Here is a 16,886-nt window from a genome sequence, read left to right as displayed (position 1 = left end):
TGATTATTTACATGTTTATAAGAGATGAAAGCTTCCAGACCTTTATAAGGCGTTATCCCGTGGTTACTTTTCTAATTGCCGCTCATATTGTCGTGTTTCTTCTTATTAATTTTACCCCTTTTAGCACTGCTTTGTATCATTTTATGGTGGGATCAAACTATTACATCTCAGCAGGAGAGTACTGGCGCTTATTCACACCTATTATTACACATGAGGCTGCTGGCCACCTGATCTTTAATTCGTTTTCCCTCGTGTTATTCGGACCAGCACTTGAAGGGATATTAGGTAAAGTCAGGTTTATTATTGGCTATTTAGGTGCTGGATTAATCGCAAACATCGCCACCCTTTTGTTGCTTCCCCTTTCTTATGCCCATATCGGAGCATCTGGGGCAATCTTTGGATTGTTCGGTATTTATGTGTATATGCTGTATAACCATCGCCAGTACATTGATAGAGCAAATACCCAGATCCTTTTAGTTGTCCTAGGGATCAGTTTAGTTACAACCTTTTTAAACGCCCGGATTAACGTAATGGGCCATATCTTCGGATTAATTGGCGGTGCTGCATTAGCTCCTATTATACTAGCTTCACTTCACCGAAAGAAAAACAGATAATAATCATACAAAAAAGCACCTCTACGATTGAGGTGCTTTTCCTATTTGGAGATGTTCGATCAAAACATCTTTTAGTGAACTTTCAAAATACACAGGCCAATTTACATTCAGTGAGTTCAACTGTCTAGCGTGCTTTGGCTTAACACCAATAATTTTAACCGGTTTTCCGTTCATATAGTGCAGCATTCGAAAAAGCTCGCTTAATTTCTGCACACCATTCTCATCGATTTCGCCTGTTGCGGACAAATCAAAAAAGATTTCCTCAAACTGTCCTTCATAAGCTGCTTTTAAGGCATTTCCGGTTACAGTGATCATTTTACTCTCTGTTATATCACCGAATAAAGGAACGAAGGCCATTTTTTCAGATATAGGAATAAAGGGACCTGAAAGTTCATCCAGACGTTTCAAGGCTTCTTCCAGCGCTTCCTTTTTTTCAAAAAGCTCAAAATCTGTGGTAGATAACCTCATTCTAAGTTCCAGCAGTTTCTCTTCAAGTCCTTGAACCTGATTGCCTGTCGGGATAAAAACGACGTGTGCAAAATCCTCTTCCCATGAAACAGAAACATCGCAGAGAAGAAAAGGCTGATCTTTTCCTTTTATATTTGCTTCAAACGTTTTCTCTCCTTTAAAAGGCACCATATATTTCATCAGTTTGTTGTGACTTTCCTCATCAAAACAGTCTTGAATGGTTTCTGTATTTTGATTTAACAGTTCTTTGGCTTTTTGTGATCTGACAAGAATAACGCCGTCTTTATCTATTTTTACGTATGGTACTGGTAATGCGCAGCTCATCTTTAGGCGTTAACCCTCTCTTCCCTATACTCTTCAAGCCATTTTTCTGCCTGTTCGAGGTTTTTAATGATAATTCCTTGATTGTTTGTATAAGGCTCCAGATCATACTTTTCTGCAAGTCTGCCACCTATGAGAATGTCTGGTTTATTAGGCAGAGCTCCCAGGGTTCTAACGTAATTTTTAAGCACCGGAAGATTATAGACAATGGATACAGAAAGTCCGATCACTTCCGGTTTCCATTGAAGTGCTGACTTTAATGCATACTCAAGCGGAAGACTAGCTCCAAAGTATTTGGTTTCCCAGCCTTCATCCTCAAAGATACTATTAATCATTTTAATACCCAGATAATGCTGTTCACCTTGCAAGCACAAAAACATCGCTTTCTTTTTACGTCTTGTTTCCTCTGATGAAACCTGAAAGAGTCTTGAAAGAACAAAGTCGCAAACTCCTGTTGCTAAATGTTCATCAGCAACAGAAATTTCATTATTTTCCCAGAGGTCTCCAATCATGTACATTGCAGGAGTAAACAGGTCTCTAAACAAAACCATTTTATTTTGGTTCGGCTGCTCTTTAATAAAGCGTAATGCTTCTGCATGGTTGCCATCCAAAAACAGTCGAGCCAGTTTTTCAGCGTCTGAAATAGCCATGGTTCGGACCCCTCCTCTATCTTAATGTGCTGTTATCTTTTTGCTTAAAACATCATTCGCTTGGTTCAAGTAGTCAATATAAATCTCGATACGGGGATTACCATTCAATCGGACACGCTCATCTTCTAGAACATCAATAATAAAAGAAAAATTGTCCATTAAATGTTCTGTATTCATCCCGAACTTTTGTAATATGCCATCTAGCCATAGGGCATAATCTATAAAGAATTTACTGTTATCCAGTTCATAGGCTGTCTCTAAATGCTTAAAGTGATGGTGATTATCTTCGATGCATTTTCCCCTGCCTTTATCACCATATCGTTCAATCAGTGTAGGGTCTTTTCCATAGATTTTTTCTGTTACCCTTTCTACCATAACATCTATGTTAATTTCAGTCATTTTGCAACCACCTTGTATTGTTTTACAGTTGGAATGACAGCTGCTAATTCTTTATCAGGATATTTCTTTTCAAGATCATGAATCTTTTTAAAGTCTTCACTTCTAACCCACTTTAAATAGGCTTCTTTAGTAGAAAAAATAAGCTGAACAGTCAGCTCGCCAGCCCTCTTGTCATTTTGCAATAACAAGAAGTCAACAAAACCATCCGCTTTGTCAACAGACCTCGAGCGGTTTTTATATATATTAATAACTTCCGCTGCTTTCTCATCTGGAACGTCAAATGTAGAAAAGACGGTATACATGAAGGCATCACCTCTTGGATATATTTAAATAAAAATAGTTTATTTTATGAAAGATTCAATAAGGGTTTCTTTTTTCCTTCTATTATATAGAATGGAAAACCTTTTTGAGTATTAATCACCCACACTACAGGAAAGATGGTAAGAAGTCTAACTAAAGAAAAAACACCGGTTAGATCTCCGGTGCTTCTTAATATAAGTCAAACATATTTACATCATGTTTTGTTTGCTTTAAATAGGTAAACAGCTGTGCTCGATGATGAAATGCATGAGTTACAATTTCTACAAGCCATTTAGCTTGTGTTATCCCTTTATCTGCATAAAAAGCTTTTGTTTCTTTTTGTAAGAAATCCTCTTCAGATAGGGATAGAAAGTATGATTTTAATAAATGATAACCTTCTTCCAATACATGTTTAAGTTCTCCTATATTTTCAGCAGCTAACTTCTTTTCCAACTGACGTACTTCTTCTTCCGTTTTTTCCTGTAAGATAGCTAAATCAATATGAGGAATCTGTACTAAATGGTTAGCCAGTTCTAAAAAGGAGCGCATATTGTCTGCTGGACGAAAATCGTAAACAGAAGGGTCTGCTTTTTTAAGCAAATGATTTGTTGTTCGTACTACCGTATAAAATTCTTGCAATAAAGTCTCAGTCAAGGAAACCGTAGCGTTCATTTTTCTTCCTCCTGCTATATAAAGTGATTGCCCTACTCTTTTTCTCCAAATCATCTATTATTTCCTTCAAATTATTTGCAGACATTAAAAAAACCGTCTCATGACGGTTTATTTAACATAGCTTCTAGCCACTTGCCTCATTTTTTTATGTTTATATCTCTGGCTGCGCATTCTTAAGATCACTAGAAATGCAAGCAACAGCAGCAATCCTCCGTATAAGAAGATACTTCCTTTGACAATCGTTTGTATAAAGGTAGTATCTACTTCTTCCACTGATTTAGTTTCTTTAGGCAATGGTGCTTCTTTTTTCTTTTCTTTAAAAAGGGTATGAGTGAGCAAAACGTTTCCATTTGTATCTTTCAGCTGAAGTTCGCCATCAGAAGATACTTCTTGAACTGCTTCTTCTCCTTTAGGTAAGGTAACAGTCAAATCTTCTTTCAGTGGATAGGTTTTCCCGTTTTCCGCTTCGATTTCGGTACCCGCAGAAAGGGTCTGCCTTTCATAATTGGCAAAACCATAATCTCCGATCGACATGGTATCCCAATAAGCTGCACGGCTTGAAGGAGCTTTTAACGTTACGATAATCACATCTAGATTATCACGGGAAACAGCTGTTACAAGAGTATGTTTCGATTCATCCACATATCCGTTCTTCACGCCAATGGTTCCTGGATAGTCCCATAATAATTGGTGATGATTTCTTAAAGTCGTTTCCCAGCCTTCACCAATCCAAGGTAATTCCTTTGTTGAAACAATCTCACGAAACACATCATTCTCCATGGCATATTGGGTAATCTTTGCCATGTCTTCGGCTGTTGTATAATGTTCTACATCAAAAAGGCCGTTCGGATTAACAAAATGGGTATTATCTGCTCCTACTTTTTTCGCAAACTCGTTCATTTGATCAGCAAAAGAAGCAACATCACCTGCCAAGTATTCTGCGATAGCAATCGCTGCATCGTTACCCGAGTTTATCAATAATCCCTGGGCCAATTTTTTTAAAGGCACCTGTTCCCCTTCAAGGAGGTAAACACGTGTTCCGTCAGCTTTTACAGCCTCACTGCTAACCATAACGGATTCATCTAACTTGCCTGATTCTACTGCCAGAATACCTGTAACGATTTTCGTTATACTTGCTGGATACATTTGTTCCGTACTGTTTTTTTGATATAAGATATCCCCAGTTTTGGCATCAATCATTACGGCGCTTTCGCTATTAATTTCTGGTGTGTTTTCACCTGCAGCTTGTACAAATTGAGTCTGTACCAGCATAGCTAGTGAAAAAACAAGAAGTAGGCTAAGTTTTTTCATGTCCTTCCGCTCCCGTTGGTCATTTAATCTTCATATCTCTTCGTTGTAGATTGTGCTTCTTTTATGGTTGCAATCAAAATGAAATCTAGAAAATATCGGCATAAAAAAACAGGCGCTTTTATCACTTGATACCGTTCGACAAAATTCGCCTGACTCCTTTTATATATCGTATGTTTTTATGTTTTTTTTAGTCGAAATGTTTGCTGTTTTTCTTTCCTCTTAACAAGTCACCTGTCCATCCTTTCATTCTTAGCCAGAGATAAACGCCTAATGTGGATCCGACAATTAAAATCATGGCATATAGATAGCCTAGCTTCCAATCAAGTTCAGGCATATTCTTGAAATTCATGCCCCAAATTGCACCTAGTCCCATAGCGGGAGTGAAAATAACTGTAAACACGGTCAACGTTTTCATAATTTCATTACCACGATGGGAGGAAAGAACTTCTTCCAGATTCAACAGCGTATCAATATCTTGTCTATAATGAGAAAGAAGTGTAATCGTTCGGTCAATTCGAGTCTCTATCCTTTTATATGCTGGGGTTTCCGTAATTTCGTCCAGAAAAGCCTCTTTGATCGCCATTTGTGCCTCATGAACGGGGAGTGTTAAGTCACTCCAGTTGATAAGTTCAATTCTCCGGTCATAGATACTGTTCAGTAACGTGGTATGGTTATTTCTTTGTACATCTCTTTGGAGTTCCTTCAGTTTAAACTCTAATTCATCAATTCCATCCAAGAAATGATTGATTAATTCACCAAGCAGAATCAGAAAGCCTTCCACTGGCGTTTTTTCCTCAATAATTAAATGGTCACAAGGATCTCTATAGTCACCCTCGATGCTAGATAGATCTAAGCCTACGGTAACAAGAGATTTTGGTCTTAAATAAAAATGAAAAATTTCATAATCAGATTGATTCTTCGGGTCCTGTTTATACGTAAGAGAACCTCTAACAATTTGGTCTCCATCTCGATCTCTTTCAATGCGAAGATAATTTGATTTGTTTTCCTTTATATTTTCAAGCCATTTTTCACAGCCTTTATTATCTGCTATCAGCTGATTAAGTGTTTCATTATGGTATTCATGACGATACCAGGTCCAGCCATAAACACTTGTCTGCTCCATCATTTAATCCCATCCTTTATTGTAAAATAATTAGACGATTGTATAGTCCTTAGCACCCTTTAGCTTTAACCATTTTAAAGAAAATTGCATCATTTCCGGATGGTTTTTTATGTTTTCCCCTATTCCATAAAACCAAATTGATCCCATTTTTTCTGTTTCTTTTACCTTTAGTAAAGCCACACCAGCAATCTCAGCGTCGTTTTGAAGAACAACTACTGAAGTGTCATCACGATCTTCTATATAGTGAGAGAGTTTTTTCTGAAATTCAGGAGCACCTTTACACCATTCCAGTAAACGGCTCAGATCCTCTTTTACTGCGAATATCGGCTTCACCTTATGTCCTCCCCATCTAGATTTCCCCCTTAAATAACTGGGCAAACCTTAAGTTATCTTTTCTGATTGAGAAAGGTAATTCACTAGAACTTCCCGATCCTCCGGGAAGGATAAAGGAAGAGATTGTAGCTCCTCCAAGGATACCCATCTAATATCGTAAATTAAACCATCCGGATCTTGGATCACAGGTGAACCACCGATCAATTCAGCTGAATAGTATTGCACCTTATAGGTGATCCCATATGAAACTCCTTCTTTACTATGCAGCTTCTGTTTAACCTTCACGACAAAACCTGTTTCTTCCCACACTTCACGGATACAGCACGCCTCAAGACCCTCGTTTTCTTCTCTGCCCCCGGACGGCACGCTCCATTTTTTCTCTTCTTCTGGTGTTCCCTGCAGCACCATCAATAACTTTCCTTTATGTATACAAATGCAGCTTGCTCCTTCCCATTTCATAACATCTCCCCCTTTTCCCCTTACTTTCTAGCTGCACAAAAAAAGTCCTGTGCAACCACACAGGACTTTTCAACAATTATATGACTTTGGACTGATCCGGTACTTTTTGGGTGTTCACAATTTTACGATTGCAATGGTCCCAAATGTATAGCGTTTTACTGTTTTGTTCTAAAAGTGAGAGGGAATCTTTTGTGCACTCAACAATCGTTGAATGAGGAATGTCGTGTTCCTTCTGTTCTCCTGTTTTCATATCAATGTATACGATCCGCTCGCTTTTCCCCGTTGAAAGATCTAGTTCATATACCAGCAGTTGGTCGTCAACTTGATATAGAGCACGTGGAGAGATGGACAATTTGAATTCACAAACCACTTTATCCTTATCATTTAACACCATAATTTTCTTAGGATCTCCGTTTAATACAGGAGCACCAGAAACATAAACATGGTTATCATGGCATAAGATATCTGTTGGTGCCATATTGCTTCCAAGGTTTACTCGTTTTTTCTTGCCGTTACGAATGATGTACAGAACTGCTTGATCTTCTTCTACAATATAGGAAGAAATGTATAAAACATCACGGTTCATTTCAACTTCCCAAAGGTATCCGTTCACTTTCCATTCTTTCATTAATTCCGGTCCGTTTTTAGAAAAGATCAAAACTGAGCCTTTCGAACCATCACCCTCACAAGCTACTACGACACATGAATCAAATTCATAAAAGTTAGGTTGTCCTTTAATGATCTGCGACTTAAGGCAGCCGTTCTTATGGTCAAAGATAAAAAGTTTATGGTCCTTCGATTGATCTTCTACCTTTTTTGAAAACCAGTAATTCTTCTGTTTGTCCATGAATACTTCGGAGTAGGCAAATGCGCCTTCCTCATTTTTTACTACACTTCCGGCCGGTTCAGGATCACGTGAGACATACAGCGATTGAGTCTTCTCTGCAGTTCGTGATGATAATTTATACATTTTGGCCATAGTACTCTCTCCCTTCGAATTTGACGCCGGTCCCATGCTGAAATAAGATTTATGTAAACGTTTTTTCTAAATTATCAATTTCTAGCAAAAACTTTGTATTTTCTGTTATATTTATCTTATCAAACAAACGGTTTATTCTGTATTGGGAAAAATAGTAGTATAGATACTTGTTTATTGGGGGTCTTGCATGACAATTTTCCCAAGTTCTAAAAGGGGGATTTTATGGTCGGTCAACGAATAAGATATTATAGAAAAACCAAAGGCCTAACCCAAGAAGAGCTGGCTCAGGGAATTTGCTCTGTCTCGTACTTGAGTAAAATTGAGAAAGGGGACGCCAAATCAAGCGAAGAAGTTATTAACCTGCTTTGTGAACGTCTAGGTATTTCGCCGGAGGAAGTGGACAATAACGAAATACTCGAGTTGTTAAATGAGTGGAATTTATTAATGACAAGCAGAAAATTTGATGAAGCCCAGGAACTTTTTCCTCAGGTGGCGGCTAAAATCACTACCGTAAGAGATCCAGATATACTTATAAGGTACAAACTTTTCTGTTCAAGGTATTATTTGATTTTAAAGAACCCTGATTTAGAAAATGCTCTAGACCTATTGGAAGAAGTAAAAGGTTTTTATAGTCAACTCACTCCAGAACTTAAATTTTATTATTATGTTTTCTGGGGCATGCATGCTAACTATAGCAATAAATACAAAGAGGCACTTGAGTTTCTGCATTCAGCAGAAGATCAATATAAAAGTACTTTAAACGTTAATGAACTTGATATAGCAGTTTTATATTATTTGTTAGCATTGACCTATAACTTCCAAATGAGAATAAATTCAGTTACAAATTATGCTTACAAAGCGATAACTATTTTTGACAGTGAGTATAATTATAGTCGAAGTGCGGACTGTCAAGTTTTGTTAGGGATAAGCTACCGTCGCGCAAAAAATTATGAACAGGCTGAATTCCATTTGAAAAAAGCATTAAAATATTCAACTTCTTTTAAAGATGACTTTTTAAGTGGTGTGATTTATCATAATCTAGGGTATGTAAACTCTTGTAAAAATAATAACCTTCAAGCTATCGACTGCTACAAAAAAAGCCTCCTTTATAAAGACTCTCAACCAGACAGTAATAAGGCAAACACACTTTTTCTTCTGGCAACCGAGTATTTTAATTTAGAAGACTATGACAAAGCTCTTGATTTAATTGAACAAGGATTTGAGATAGTTTCAACTGATAGTGAAATATATTACCATTTAACTATTTTGAAATTAAGAATTAATAAGTCTGATAAGTTTGAAAACTTTTTAGCAAAGGAAGTTATTCCATTCTTTGAAAAGAGAAATACGTGGGAATATGTATCTAAGTATTCTGAATTACTAGCGGATATTTATTTCGACCAAGGTTCTTATAAAAAAGCAAGTCAGTATTATAGAATTGCGAATAATGGAAGGAAGAATATTTTTTAATTTATAGGGGGAAGTTTGATGAAGAAATTTGCATTTTTGGCACTTATACTAGGTCTTATGGTTTCTATATTTTCTGTTAACCAATTAGCACATGATGATAGTCCTAAGCCCAATAGTCAAAAGTATTATGCTCATGATGACAGTCCTAAGCCTAATAGTCAAAAGTATTATGCTCATGATGACAGTCCCAAGCCTAATAGTCAAAAGTATTATGCTCATGATGATAGCCCGAAGATCTCGCATGATAATAGCCCTAAGATTACAAGAGCAAGTTTATTAGCACATGATGACAGCCCTAAAATTAATAGTATTCGCTCTTAATAAAATAATATGACCGATAAAATAACCTTACTTTTACTTTAAAAGTAAGGTTATTTTATTCATGCACTTATAACAACCTTCGTCCCAATAGGCACGATTTTAGATAATTCCATTACATGGTTGTTATGCATCCTTACGCACCCTTTGGATACATTTTTTCCTATGGATGCGGGGTTATCAGTGCCGTGTATACCGTAATGAGGCCTGGACAGGCCCATCCACATGACGCCAAACGGACCGCCTGGATTCGGGGCTTTGTTGATGATGGTATACGTTCCAGTTGGTGTGGGTGTCAGCATTTTCCCAACGCCAATGGGATACCGTTTGATTACTTTCCAATCCTTTAAGAGAGCCAGTCTTTTTCTAGCAGTTGAAATTAAGATCTGATAAGGCATTATCATACCTCCCGCTTTAGCTTATGCAGGATATGTATAAAATGCCTCTTATTTTATGTACATAAAACAATGTTCACTGTGTGATGCAGGGATCCTGCCGGTTGCTTCCAGGAAACTTTCCGCTGTCGTTAATCCCACATGCTTAAAGGTTTGTTGCAGTTTTTTCTGTTTCTCCTGTTTTTCCTCAGGAAGTTGATCGAGAAAAGCATCGAAGCTGCCATACTCGGTAATGAGTTGGCTTACTCTTTTTGCGTTTTCAATCGTGGCTTCAATCTTCTTTCTATGTCTGACAATGCCAGCATCTCCTAGCAGCCGTTCGATATGCTCTTCCCCAAAGTTCATCACTTTTTCAATCTCAAATCCGGCAAACGCTACCCTAAAGTTTTCTCTTTTATGAAGAATGGTTTTCCAGCTTAAGCCGGATTGAAACAATTCTAGTGTTAAACATTCAAACAATTTATCGTTTCCTGTTACTTGCATGCCCCATTCGTTATCATGGTACTTCTGGAGCATTTCACTCTCTTCACTCCACTTGCATCTGATCATTGGTTAAACTCCTTTACTAAATAGAAAAAGCACAGCTATGCTGCACTTTTATTGGGTCGTTCGCATTTCTGAAAATGGATAAATGACTACTTCTGATCGTCCTTCAATCGTTTTTGTTTCGATGAGTCCTAGTCCATTTCGTGAATCCATACTGTTTAAACGGTTGTCACCCATAACAAAGGCTTTACCTTTTGGGACTTTAAGGGGGCCAAAGTCTTCTGTCAAATAGACACCTAGACTTTTAGCTTCAGATTTATTCTCTTGCAGGTAAGATTCTTTTACCTTTTTATTGTTTACATAAAGTACGTCACTTTTCATTTGGATTATGTCTCCTTCAACTCCAATGACCCGCTTCACGTAACGCTTATCATCACCCTTAATGATTACGATATCTCCCTTTTTCGGTTCAGAAAAAGCATAAACAATCTTATTGACGTACAGCTTTTCTTGGTCATGCAAGGTAGGTGACATGGAAGCTCCTTCTACCATATATGGTGCAAAAAAGTAAGCTTTCATAATAAAAACAAAGACTAACGCAAATCCAATGGCCTTCATCCAACTTACCCATTCACTTTTTTGCTTCGTCTCTTTTTCCTGCTCGATCATATCTTTATTCACCTCGACGCCACTATTTCAATTTTAATCCTGTCTGGATCTTCAAAGAACAAAGCATAGTGATTATCTCCCCCAGCAAAAGGGAATCGATCTTCATATAAAAAGGAAATATTTTTCTTCTTCAATTGTACACGAAGGTGCTCTATATGCGCACGTGATTTAGCCCAAAAGGCCAGATGATTTAGTCCTGAACGTTTTCGGTGAAAAGGAATTTCTTTATAAGGCTCTTCTGTCTGTGTAAAAACGAGATAAGCTGTACCATTTTTGTAACTAAAGCCCTTATCCCATTGCTGAAAAAGAGAGTAGCCTAATTCAGGCATCAACCAGTCGTAAAAGAAACGACTCTTCTCTAAATCGTGAACATTTATCTCTATATGATGAAATCCTTGTGGTGTGGTCATCGCTTTTTACTCCCTATCCCTTTAAAAAATGAAAAAAGTAATCTATCACTTTTAATCTAATGAAAAATAGCCTACAATGGTAAAGATTTCCGTCTAAACAGGAGGGTTTTCATATGAATGGTAAAACGAAACACGGAGCAATCTTCCTGGCTATTCTTCTGCTTTGGTTGAAAACGTATCTCGTATATAAGGTTTCTTTTACGCTGCCTATCGATCATTTCCTGCAAGAAATTTTATTATTTTTAAATCCACTTGGTTTTTTAGTTCTTTATTTCTGTTTAGCCTACTTTAGTTCTCCGGTACTCAGAAAGCGCGTTATCTTATGGTTAGCCATTATTTATAGTATTATATTGTACGCGAATGTCGTCTATTATCGTTTTTTTACAGATTTCCTTACCATACCAGTATTATTTCAAACTAAGAATGTAGGAGACATCGGAAATAGTGTTTATGAACTCGTTTATGCAACCGATGTATTCTTATTTTTAGATTTAATCATTTTAGCTTATCTATTAAATAAACCAAGATGGAAATCTGACTATCTCTTAAAAAGTAAAGATCGTAAAAAAGTCTTTATAACTGGTATCGCCATTCTAGCTGTTCATTTAATTCTAGCTGAAATCAATAGACCACAGCTCTTAACACGTACGTTTGACCGAGAAATACTAGTAAAAAGCTTAGGAACCTTCAATTACCACTTATATGACATCATGCTTCAGTCAAAATCCTCGATGCAGAAGGCACTGGCAAGTAACTTAGATGCAGAGGAAATTCTTCAAAAGACTAAAAAAGATACGACACATGATCCCGAGTTATATGGGATTGCTAAAGGCAAAAATTTGATTGTTGTATCATTAGAATCAACTCAAAACTTTGTATTAAATTACAAAATCAACGAAAAAGAAGTAACACCTTTTTTAAATGAACTTGCTGACTCAAGCTATTATTTTAATAATTTTTATCATCAAACCGGACAAGGCAAAACGTCAGATTCAGAGTTCCTTGTCGATAATTCATTGTACCCGCTCCCAAGAGGTGCCGTTTTTCAGACCCACCCATTAAATGAATACAACGCCATGCCAGAAATCTTAAAAGCAAACGGATACTATTCTGCTGTGTTTCACGGAAACAATAAAAGCTTCTGGAACCGCGATGTAGTCTATAAAACAATGGGATACAACCATTTTTTCAGTGAAGAATATTATAAAGTTACAGATGAAAACACCATTAATTACGGATTGAAAGACATACCTTTCTTTGAGCAATCCATGCCTTATTTAAAAGATTTACCCCAGCCTTTCTATGCTCGTTTTATTACACTTACCAATCATCATCCGTATTTAATTCATGAGGATGAGCAATGGATTGAGCCCTATCCGGTTGATGACGGAACCGTTAGCCGGTATTTTACGACGGTGCGTTATGCAGACGAAGCGCTGCGCAACTTTTTCAATGATCTAAAGAAATCAGGTCTTTATAAGAACTCAGTCGTTGTGGTTTACGGTGACCATTACGGTATTTCAGAACGGCATCAGGATGCGATGGCCCAAGTGTTAGGCAAGCCTAATCTTACTGCCTATAACCAAGTCGAATTACAACAGGTTCCTTTGTTTATCCATGTTCCCGGAAAAAGAGGCAAGCAGCTTGATACAGTTGGCGGACAAGTAGACCTTAAACCCACCCTTTTACACTTGCTAGGTATTGACACAAAAAATGATGTCCATTTTGGATCCGATCTTTTTTCAGAAGATCATCATGAGTTAACGGTATTGCGCAATGGATCTTTTGTAACAGATAAGTTTATTTACACCAATGAAACATGTTATGTAAAGCCATTTGGAGCACCAGTTGATATACGTAAGTGTGAGCCTTATATTGAAAAAGCAAAAGAAGAACTCGATCAATCGGACCGGATTATCTATGGTGACCTGCTGCGATTTCTAAAATAATAACAGCCCCGTTTTGGGGCTATTTTTTTGCGTTTCGCATTCGAATCATTGAAAAATGCAGTGTGGTTTTCAGAAGCTCTTGGGATAGAGGCTGAAGAGAAGGCACAATCCTAATTTCTACCTCATCGTTAATAAGCGCATCCAGTAAATTGCCAACCGCTTCTACACTTACTGGTGTTTCAATCTCATATGAAACAAAATATCCTGCTCCCTCATCCAGCATCTTAAAATGATCCGGTTGGAACGTATAACGGTGGAGATCCGTTGTTTGTAACCGGTGAAGCCAGTCTCCTTCTATCGCTACTATTTTATTTGCAGTGGTAGTACGGAAAAAACGGTCACGATCACGTTCAGTTGTACCGGGTACAGCCCAAAACGCAATTCTAGGGCAATCACGCGGGAAGTAATAAAGTGGTGAACGATCTTGATCAATGGCCCACACCATTGGAGGACGATCAGGAAAACCAGGGTGCTTTCTTGGGTGGAATATTTTAATGTTTTCTTCTTCTGAAAAGTGATAGAGCAAATATAATACCTCCTTATCAATTGCTACTGTTGTTATCATGTAAGCCCTCTCTTATAATAATTCATAACAATAAGAAGGTGGGAATATTTTGAAACCTCTATTTGCTTACTTTACAGATGTTCATGGAAACATAGATGCCTTACAGGCTGTTATGGATGATGCGAGACAATGTGGAACTGACCGTTTTATTTGTGGAGGTGACATGGTTGGAATCGGCCCATTTACGAATGAAGTGCTGGAAACCTTGTTTAACATGCCCACTATTCAAATGGTTACAGGTAATCATGATGAAGCAGTGCTTGCTTTGAAACTTGGCAGAACTCATCCTGAGAGCCATAATCATGCAAAGAAGCATCATCAGTGGATTGCCGATCAACTTAAGGATACATATGCTGATAAGTTGAGCAAACTTCCTCGTCAGTTGGAATTTGAGGAAGAAAATTTTCGATTTCTCATTATGCACTATCCTTTTAAGAATGGGAAAAAGGAATCCCCTATATCAGAAGATCCCTTTATGCCCATTATTAGTAAGCCAGACACAGCTTCCATGAAAGAACTTTTTGGCCACGCGCTTCCCTATCACTTCGTAGCGTTTGGTCATCACCATATTGTTCATGATTTTAAAATTTCACATACACATTTTGTGAATCCTGGTGCTTTAGGGTGTAACAGAAAAGCAGAAGCACGTTACGCACTCGCTTATGCTGCTAATCAAGAACTTCAAGTTGAGTTTAAATCGGTACCTTACGACCGTACAAATCTATTTAAAGCTTATAGAGAGCAGCAAGTTCCAGATGGTCCATTCTTGATGAATGCCTTTCATAGTTAGAAAAACCATTTAGTTCATTGAAGACTCGGTAGTACGTATAAATTCAATCTCTTCACCATCCGGCCCATCATAAAAGACAGTCTTCCAGCCGTTTGAGAGCTTATAAGGTCCCTCTGTAGGGGTTAATCCCAATTGTTTAAGAGCATTTATTTGATCTGTTACAGATGTAACCGAAAATGCGATATGAGTTCCTGCAGAGTTAATGGTCGATGAAGGAATTAATTCAATCTGAAACCCTTCTCCTCTTAAAAAGAGCAGCTCCTTATCCTCCCAGATTAGTTTTTCTTTTGTTAAAACAGGTAAGATTGTTTCATAAAATTCACTAGAACGTTTCATGTCACTAACGTATATCCCAACATGATGCATCATAACGAGTCCCCCTACAAGATGAGGTTCATATCGCCAAACTCGTGCCAAAGGTAACGTTGTTGAATCGCATCCGTATAAGCATCATATAGTTTCTCACGATCAACAAATGCTGACAGCAGCTGAAGGTGACTCGCTTCCGGTTCATGCATGCCAGTAATTAATCCATCACATACTTGGAGTTTCGTATTCTCAGTGATATATAGGTTCGTCCAGCCACTTGCTGCCTGAAGAATTCCTTTTTCACGGGCAACGGTTTCCAAGGTTCTTACAACTGTTGTGCCTACTGCGATGACTTTGCCTCCTGATCTCTTCGTTTCTAAGATCATTTCAGCGGTTTCTTTTGGAACTTCATAGTTTTCAAAGTTTGTATCAGGTCCTTTGTGCCACTTATCATCTAATAGATAACTAAGTCCTGTGTGAAGCGTAATATACGCGATCTTCACTCCCTTTTTCTGCAATCGAAACAGAAGCTCCCAACTGAACGCACGTCCAGCTGAAGGCATTTCAACTGAACCTGGTATTGTGGCAAACACCGTTTGGTAGTAGTCTAAGTTCCATGGTTCTTGAATGTATTCATACCTTACCGGCTCACCTAACCTATAAATCTGGTTAAAAAGAGAAGAGCAGCATAAATTAAAAGCTAACAAGACAAAAGGTGTTTCGTCGGACTGCTCAATAATGGTTGCTGTTAGTGTCGGTGAAAAGCGAATCACGTCTCCCTTTTTAACGGTCCCGCTAACCGGAAGTGCTTCCCATATGGATTCATTCTTTCTGTGGGCAAGTCTGATTTCCACTTCTGTTCCATCCATCTCTTTCTGACTTTTTAAAACAGCTGGGACCGTGCGACTTGCGTTAAGAACAAGCAGGTCACCTTTTTTCAAATAACGGTCTAAATGATAAAACTGAGTGTGGTTTGTCTGGCCTGTCGTTTTATCGAGCACCATCATTTTCACATAATCTCTGCGTATTCCCCTTCGTTCTGGTGGTTCTTTTGCATTTAATTCTTCAGGAAGCTCAAACTTCATGGCGGATTCCATTAAGATTCACTCCCCTCTAACTGAAAGGACTGTGCTTCAAAACGTTTTCCGGTAATATGGGATGACGCATCTGACGCCAAGTATCCGAAAACCGCTGTAATATCTTCCGGCTTCGCAAGATCGTAATCACAATCAGGAACAGCAAGAGCATGCATGTCTGTATCCATCTCTCCAGGGTCAACCATGTTTACACGAACCCCGGACTCACTTACTTCGTCTGCCCATGTTTCTGTTAGCCCCTCTAGTGCGAACTTGGAAATCCCGTATGCACCCCATCCTGCATACCCTGTTGCTCCCGCTTCAGATGTGATGTTTATGATGCTGCCTTGCTGTTTTTGCAGCATGATCGGAAGCACCCTTCTTGTTACGAGAAATGGTCCAATCGTGTTTACGCGCAGAACTTCCTCAAAATCCTGCTCTGGGTAGTCCAGTAAATACGGCATAGGACTAGGGCCGAGAATGGAAGCATTGTTAATCAATACGTCTATTTTTCCAAAGTACTCTTCTGTCAGTGCTACAAATCGCTCTACATCTTTTGCTCTAGACATATCTGCACTTACTGCTAAAACATCTGCGCCTAATTGTTCCGCTTCTTTTTTTACATCTTCTATGGCCGATTCGTTCCTTGCACAGATTGCTAAGTTATAGCCTTCCTTTGCGAAGTATTGTGTAAGCGCTTTACCTAATCCCTTTGATGCACCTGTTATCATGACTACTTTTTTCATGTTTGTTCCTCCTCAAAATTTTTAGCTATTGTTTATCATATACTTTTTATACATTTATGTTTACTAAGTATATT

Annotated in this window: 23 protein-coding genes; 5 read left to right on the top strand and 18 right to left on the bottom strand. The window is 38.1% G+C overall.

Annotation, left to right across the window (positions count from 1 at the left end; all coding sequences use genetic code 11):
• Nucleotides 1-11 precede the first annotated feature (11 nt).
• Nucleotides 12-614: a rhomboid family intramembrane serine protease gene (locus tag IEV52_RS20380; protein WP_188404431.1), complete on the top strand. Its 603-nt coding sequence runs from the start codon at nt 12-14 to the stop codon at nt 612-614.
• 21 nt (nt 615-635) lie between these two features.
• Here IEV52_RS20380 and IEV52_RS20375 read toward each other — a convergent pair whose 3' ends face one another.
• The 10 genes from IEV52_RS20375 to IEV52_RS20330 form a co-directional block, all read right to left on the bottom strand.
• A complete protein-coding gene (locus tag IEV52_RS20375; protein WP_188404430.1) occupies nt 636-1,406 on the bottom strand; it encodes a Stressosome protein rsbRB in 771 nt (256 codons plus the stop codon).
• A gap of 2 nt (nt 1,407-1,408) precedes the next feature.
• Complete coding sequence (locus IEV52_RS20370) at nt 1,409-2,053, bottom strand: cobalamin B12-binding domain-containing protein (protein ID WP_229754401.1); 645 nt, start codon at nt 2,051-2,053, stop codon at nt 1,409-1,411.
• 21 nt (nt 2,054-2,074) lie between these two features.
• Complete coding sequence (locus IEV52_RS20365) at nt 2,075-2,452, bottom strand: hypothetical protein (protein WP_188404429.1); 378 nt, start codon at nt 2,450-2,452, stop codon at nt 2,075-2,077.
• Entirely contained in the window at nt 2,449-2,754 is a 306-nt protein-coding gene (locus tag IEV52_RS20360; protein WP_188404428.1) for an antibiotic biosynthesis monooxygenase family protein, read from the bottom strand. Before IEV52_RS20360 ends, IEV52_RS20365 begins: the two co-directional genes overlap by 4 nt.
• A 187-nt stretch (nt 2,755-2,941) precedes the next feature.
• Nucleotides 2,942-3,424 (bottom strand): DinB family protein, encoded by a 483-nt coding sequence (locus tag IEV52_RS20355; RefSeq protein ID WP_188404427.1) that lies wholly within the window; start codon nt 3,422-3,424, stop codon nt 2,942-2,944.
• 108 nt (nt 3,425-3,532) lie between these two features.
• Nucleotides 3,533-4,735, bottom strand: coding sequence for a D-alanyl-D-alanine carboxypeptidase family protein (locus IEV52_RS20350; protein WP_188404426.1), 1,203 nt, complete (start codon nt 4,733-4,735; stop codon nt 3,533-3,535).
• 187 nt (nt 4,736-4,922) lie between these two features.
• Nucleotides 4,923-5,858, bottom strand: a complete 936-nt coding sequence (locus IEV52_RS20345) for a magnesium transporter CorA family protein (protein WP_188404425.1) — start codon at nt 5,856-5,858, stop codon at nt 4,923-4,925.
• A 30-nt stretch (nt 5,859-5,888) separates the two neighbouring features.
• Nucleotides 5,889-6,191 carry a hypothetical protein gene (locus tag IEV52_RS20340; protein WP_188404424.1) on the bottom strand — a complete coding sequence of 101 codons (303 nt, stop codon included), beginning with the start codon at nt 6,189-6,191 and terminating at the stop codon, nt 5,889-5,891.
• A gap of 48 nt (nt 6,192-6,239) precedes the next feature.
• A complete protein-coding gene (locus IEV52_RS20335; RefSeq protein WP_188404423.1) occupies nt 6,240-6,650 on the bottom strand; it encodes an NUDIX hydrolase in 411 nt (136 codons plus the stop codon).
• Between the two features lie 76 nt (nt 6,651-6,726).
• A complete protein-coding gene (locus tag IEV52_RS20330) occupies nt 6,727-7,629 on the bottom strand; it encodes a hypothetical protein (protein ID WP_188404422.1) in 903 nt (300 codons plus the stop codon).
• 222 nt (nt 7,630-7,851) lie between these two features.
• Here IEV52_RS20330 and IEV52_RS20325 point away from each other — a divergent pair, with 222 nt between their 5' ends.
• Both IEV52_RS20325 and IEV52_RS20320 read left to right on the top strand, forming a co-directional pair.
• Complete coding sequence (locus IEV52_RS20325; protein WP_188404421.1) at nt 7,852-9,099, top strand: tetratricopeptide repeat protein; 1,248 nt, start codon at nt 7,852-7,854, stop codon at nt 9,097-9,099.
• Between the two features lie 18 nt (nt 9,100-9,117).
• Nucleotides 9,118-9,420 carry a hypothetical protein gene (locus tag IEV52_RS20320; RefSeq protein WP_188404420.1) on the top strand — a complete coding sequence of 101 codons (303 nt, stop codon included), beginning with the start codon at nt 9,118-9,120 and terminating at the stop codon, nt 9,418-9,420.
• 59 nt (nt 9,421-9,479) lie between these two features.
• Here the strand turns inward: IEV52_RS20320 and IEV52_RS20315 are convergent, their stop codons facing one another.
• From IEV52_RS20315 to IEV52_RS20300, 4 genes are read right to left on the bottom strand one after another with little or no spacing between them, the layout of a single operon-like run.
• On the bottom strand, nt 9,480-9,815 hold the full coding sequence (locus IEV52_RS20315) for a L,D-transpeptidase (RefSeq protein ID WP_188404419.1): 336 nt from the start codon (nt 9,813-9,815) through the stop codon (nt 9,480-9,482).
• A 48-nt stretch (nt 9,816-9,863) separates the two neighbouring features.
• The gene (locus tag IEV52_RS20310; protein ID WP_188404418.1) at nt 9,864-10,361 is read right to left on the bottom strand and encodes a DNA-3-methyladenine glycosylase I; all 498 of its coding nucleotides are present in this window, start codon (nt 10,359-10,361) and stop codon (nt 9,864-9,866) included.
• 48 nt (nt 10,362-10,409) lie between these two features.
• The gene (gene lepB / locus IEV52_RS20305) at nt 10,410-10,967 is read right to left on the bottom strand and encodes a signal peptidase I (protein ID WP_188404442.1); all 558 of its coding nucleotides are present in this window, start codon (nt 10,965-10,967) and stop codon (nt 10,410-10,412) included.
• Nucleotides 10,968-10,975: 8 nt separating this feature from the next.
• On the bottom strand, nt 10,976-11,377 hold the full coding sequence (locus tag IEV52_RS20300) for a VOC family protein (RefSeq protein WP_188404417.1): 402 nt from the start codon (nt 11,375-11,377) through the stop codon (nt 10,976-10,978).
• Nucleotides 11,378-11,490: 113 nt separating this feature from the next.
• On the opposite strand from IEV52_RS20300, the gene IEV52_RS20295 reads away from it, so the two are divergent.
• On the top strand, nt 11,491-13,326 hold the full coding sequence (locus IEV52_RS20295; RefSeq protein WP_188404416.1) for an LTA synthase family protein: 1,836 nt from the start codon (nt 11,491-11,493) through the stop codon (nt 13,324-13,326).
• 19 nt (nt 13,327-13,345) lie between these two features.
• Here IEV52_RS20295 and IEV52_RS20290 read toward each other — a convergent pair whose 3' ends face one another.
• Nucleotides 13,346-13,891, bottom strand: a complete 546-nt coding sequence (locus IEV52_RS20290; protein WP_188404415.1) for a DUF6886 family protein — start codon at nt 13,889-13,891, stop codon at nt 13,346-13,348.
• Nucleotides 13,892-13,940: 49 nt separating this feature from the next.
• On the opposite strand from IEV52_RS20290, the gene IEV52_RS20285 reads away from it, so the two are divergent.
• Complete coding sequence (locus tag IEV52_RS20285; protein ID WP_188404414.1) at nt 13,941-14,681, top strand: metallophosphoesterase family protein; 741 nt, start codon at nt 13,941-13,943, stop codon at nt 14,679-14,681.
• 9 nt (nt 14,682-14,690) lie between these two features.
• Here the strand turns inward: IEV52_RS20285 and IEV52_RS20280 are convergent, their stop codons facing one another.
• The 3 genes from IEV52_RS20280 to IEV52_RS20270 are packed head-to-tail and all read right to left on the bottom strand — an operon-like array spanning nt 14,691 to nt 16,812.
• The gene (locus tag IEV52_RS20280) at nt 14,691-15,050 is read right to left on the bottom strand and encodes a VOC family protein (protein ID WP_188404413.1); all 360 of its coding nucleotides are present in this window, start codon (nt 15,048-15,050) and stop codon (nt 14,691-14,693) included.
• Between the two features lie 11 nt (nt 15,051-15,061).
• The gene (locus tag IEV52_RS20275; protein ID WP_188404412.1) at nt 15,062-16,087 is read right to left on the bottom strand and encodes an S-adenosylmethionine:tRNA ribosyltransferase-isomerase; all 1,026 of its coding nucleotides are present in this window, start codon (nt 16,085-16,087) and stop codon (nt 15,062-15,064) included.
• On the bottom strand, nt 16,087-16,812 hold the full coding sequence (locus IEV52_RS20270) for an SDR family NAD(P)-dependent oxidoreductase (RefSeq protein ID WP_188404411.1): 726 nt from the start codon (nt 16,810-16,812) through the stop codon (nt 16,087-16,089). The genes IEV52_RS20275 and IEV52_RS20270 overlap by 1 nt, the downstream gene beginning before the upstream one ends.
• Nucleotides 16,813-16,886 lie beyond the last annotated feature (74 nt).

Origin of the sequence: Fictibacillus barbaricus (genome assembly GCF_014635025.1) — a bacterium.
GTDB classification, from domain to species: Bacteria; Bacillota; Bacilli; order Bacillales; family Fictibacillaceae; genus Fictibacillus; species Fictibacillus barbaricus.
The sequence above is the reverse complement of the archived record's forward strand: the minus strand, read 5'-3'. Positions and strand labels throughout refer to the sequence as shown.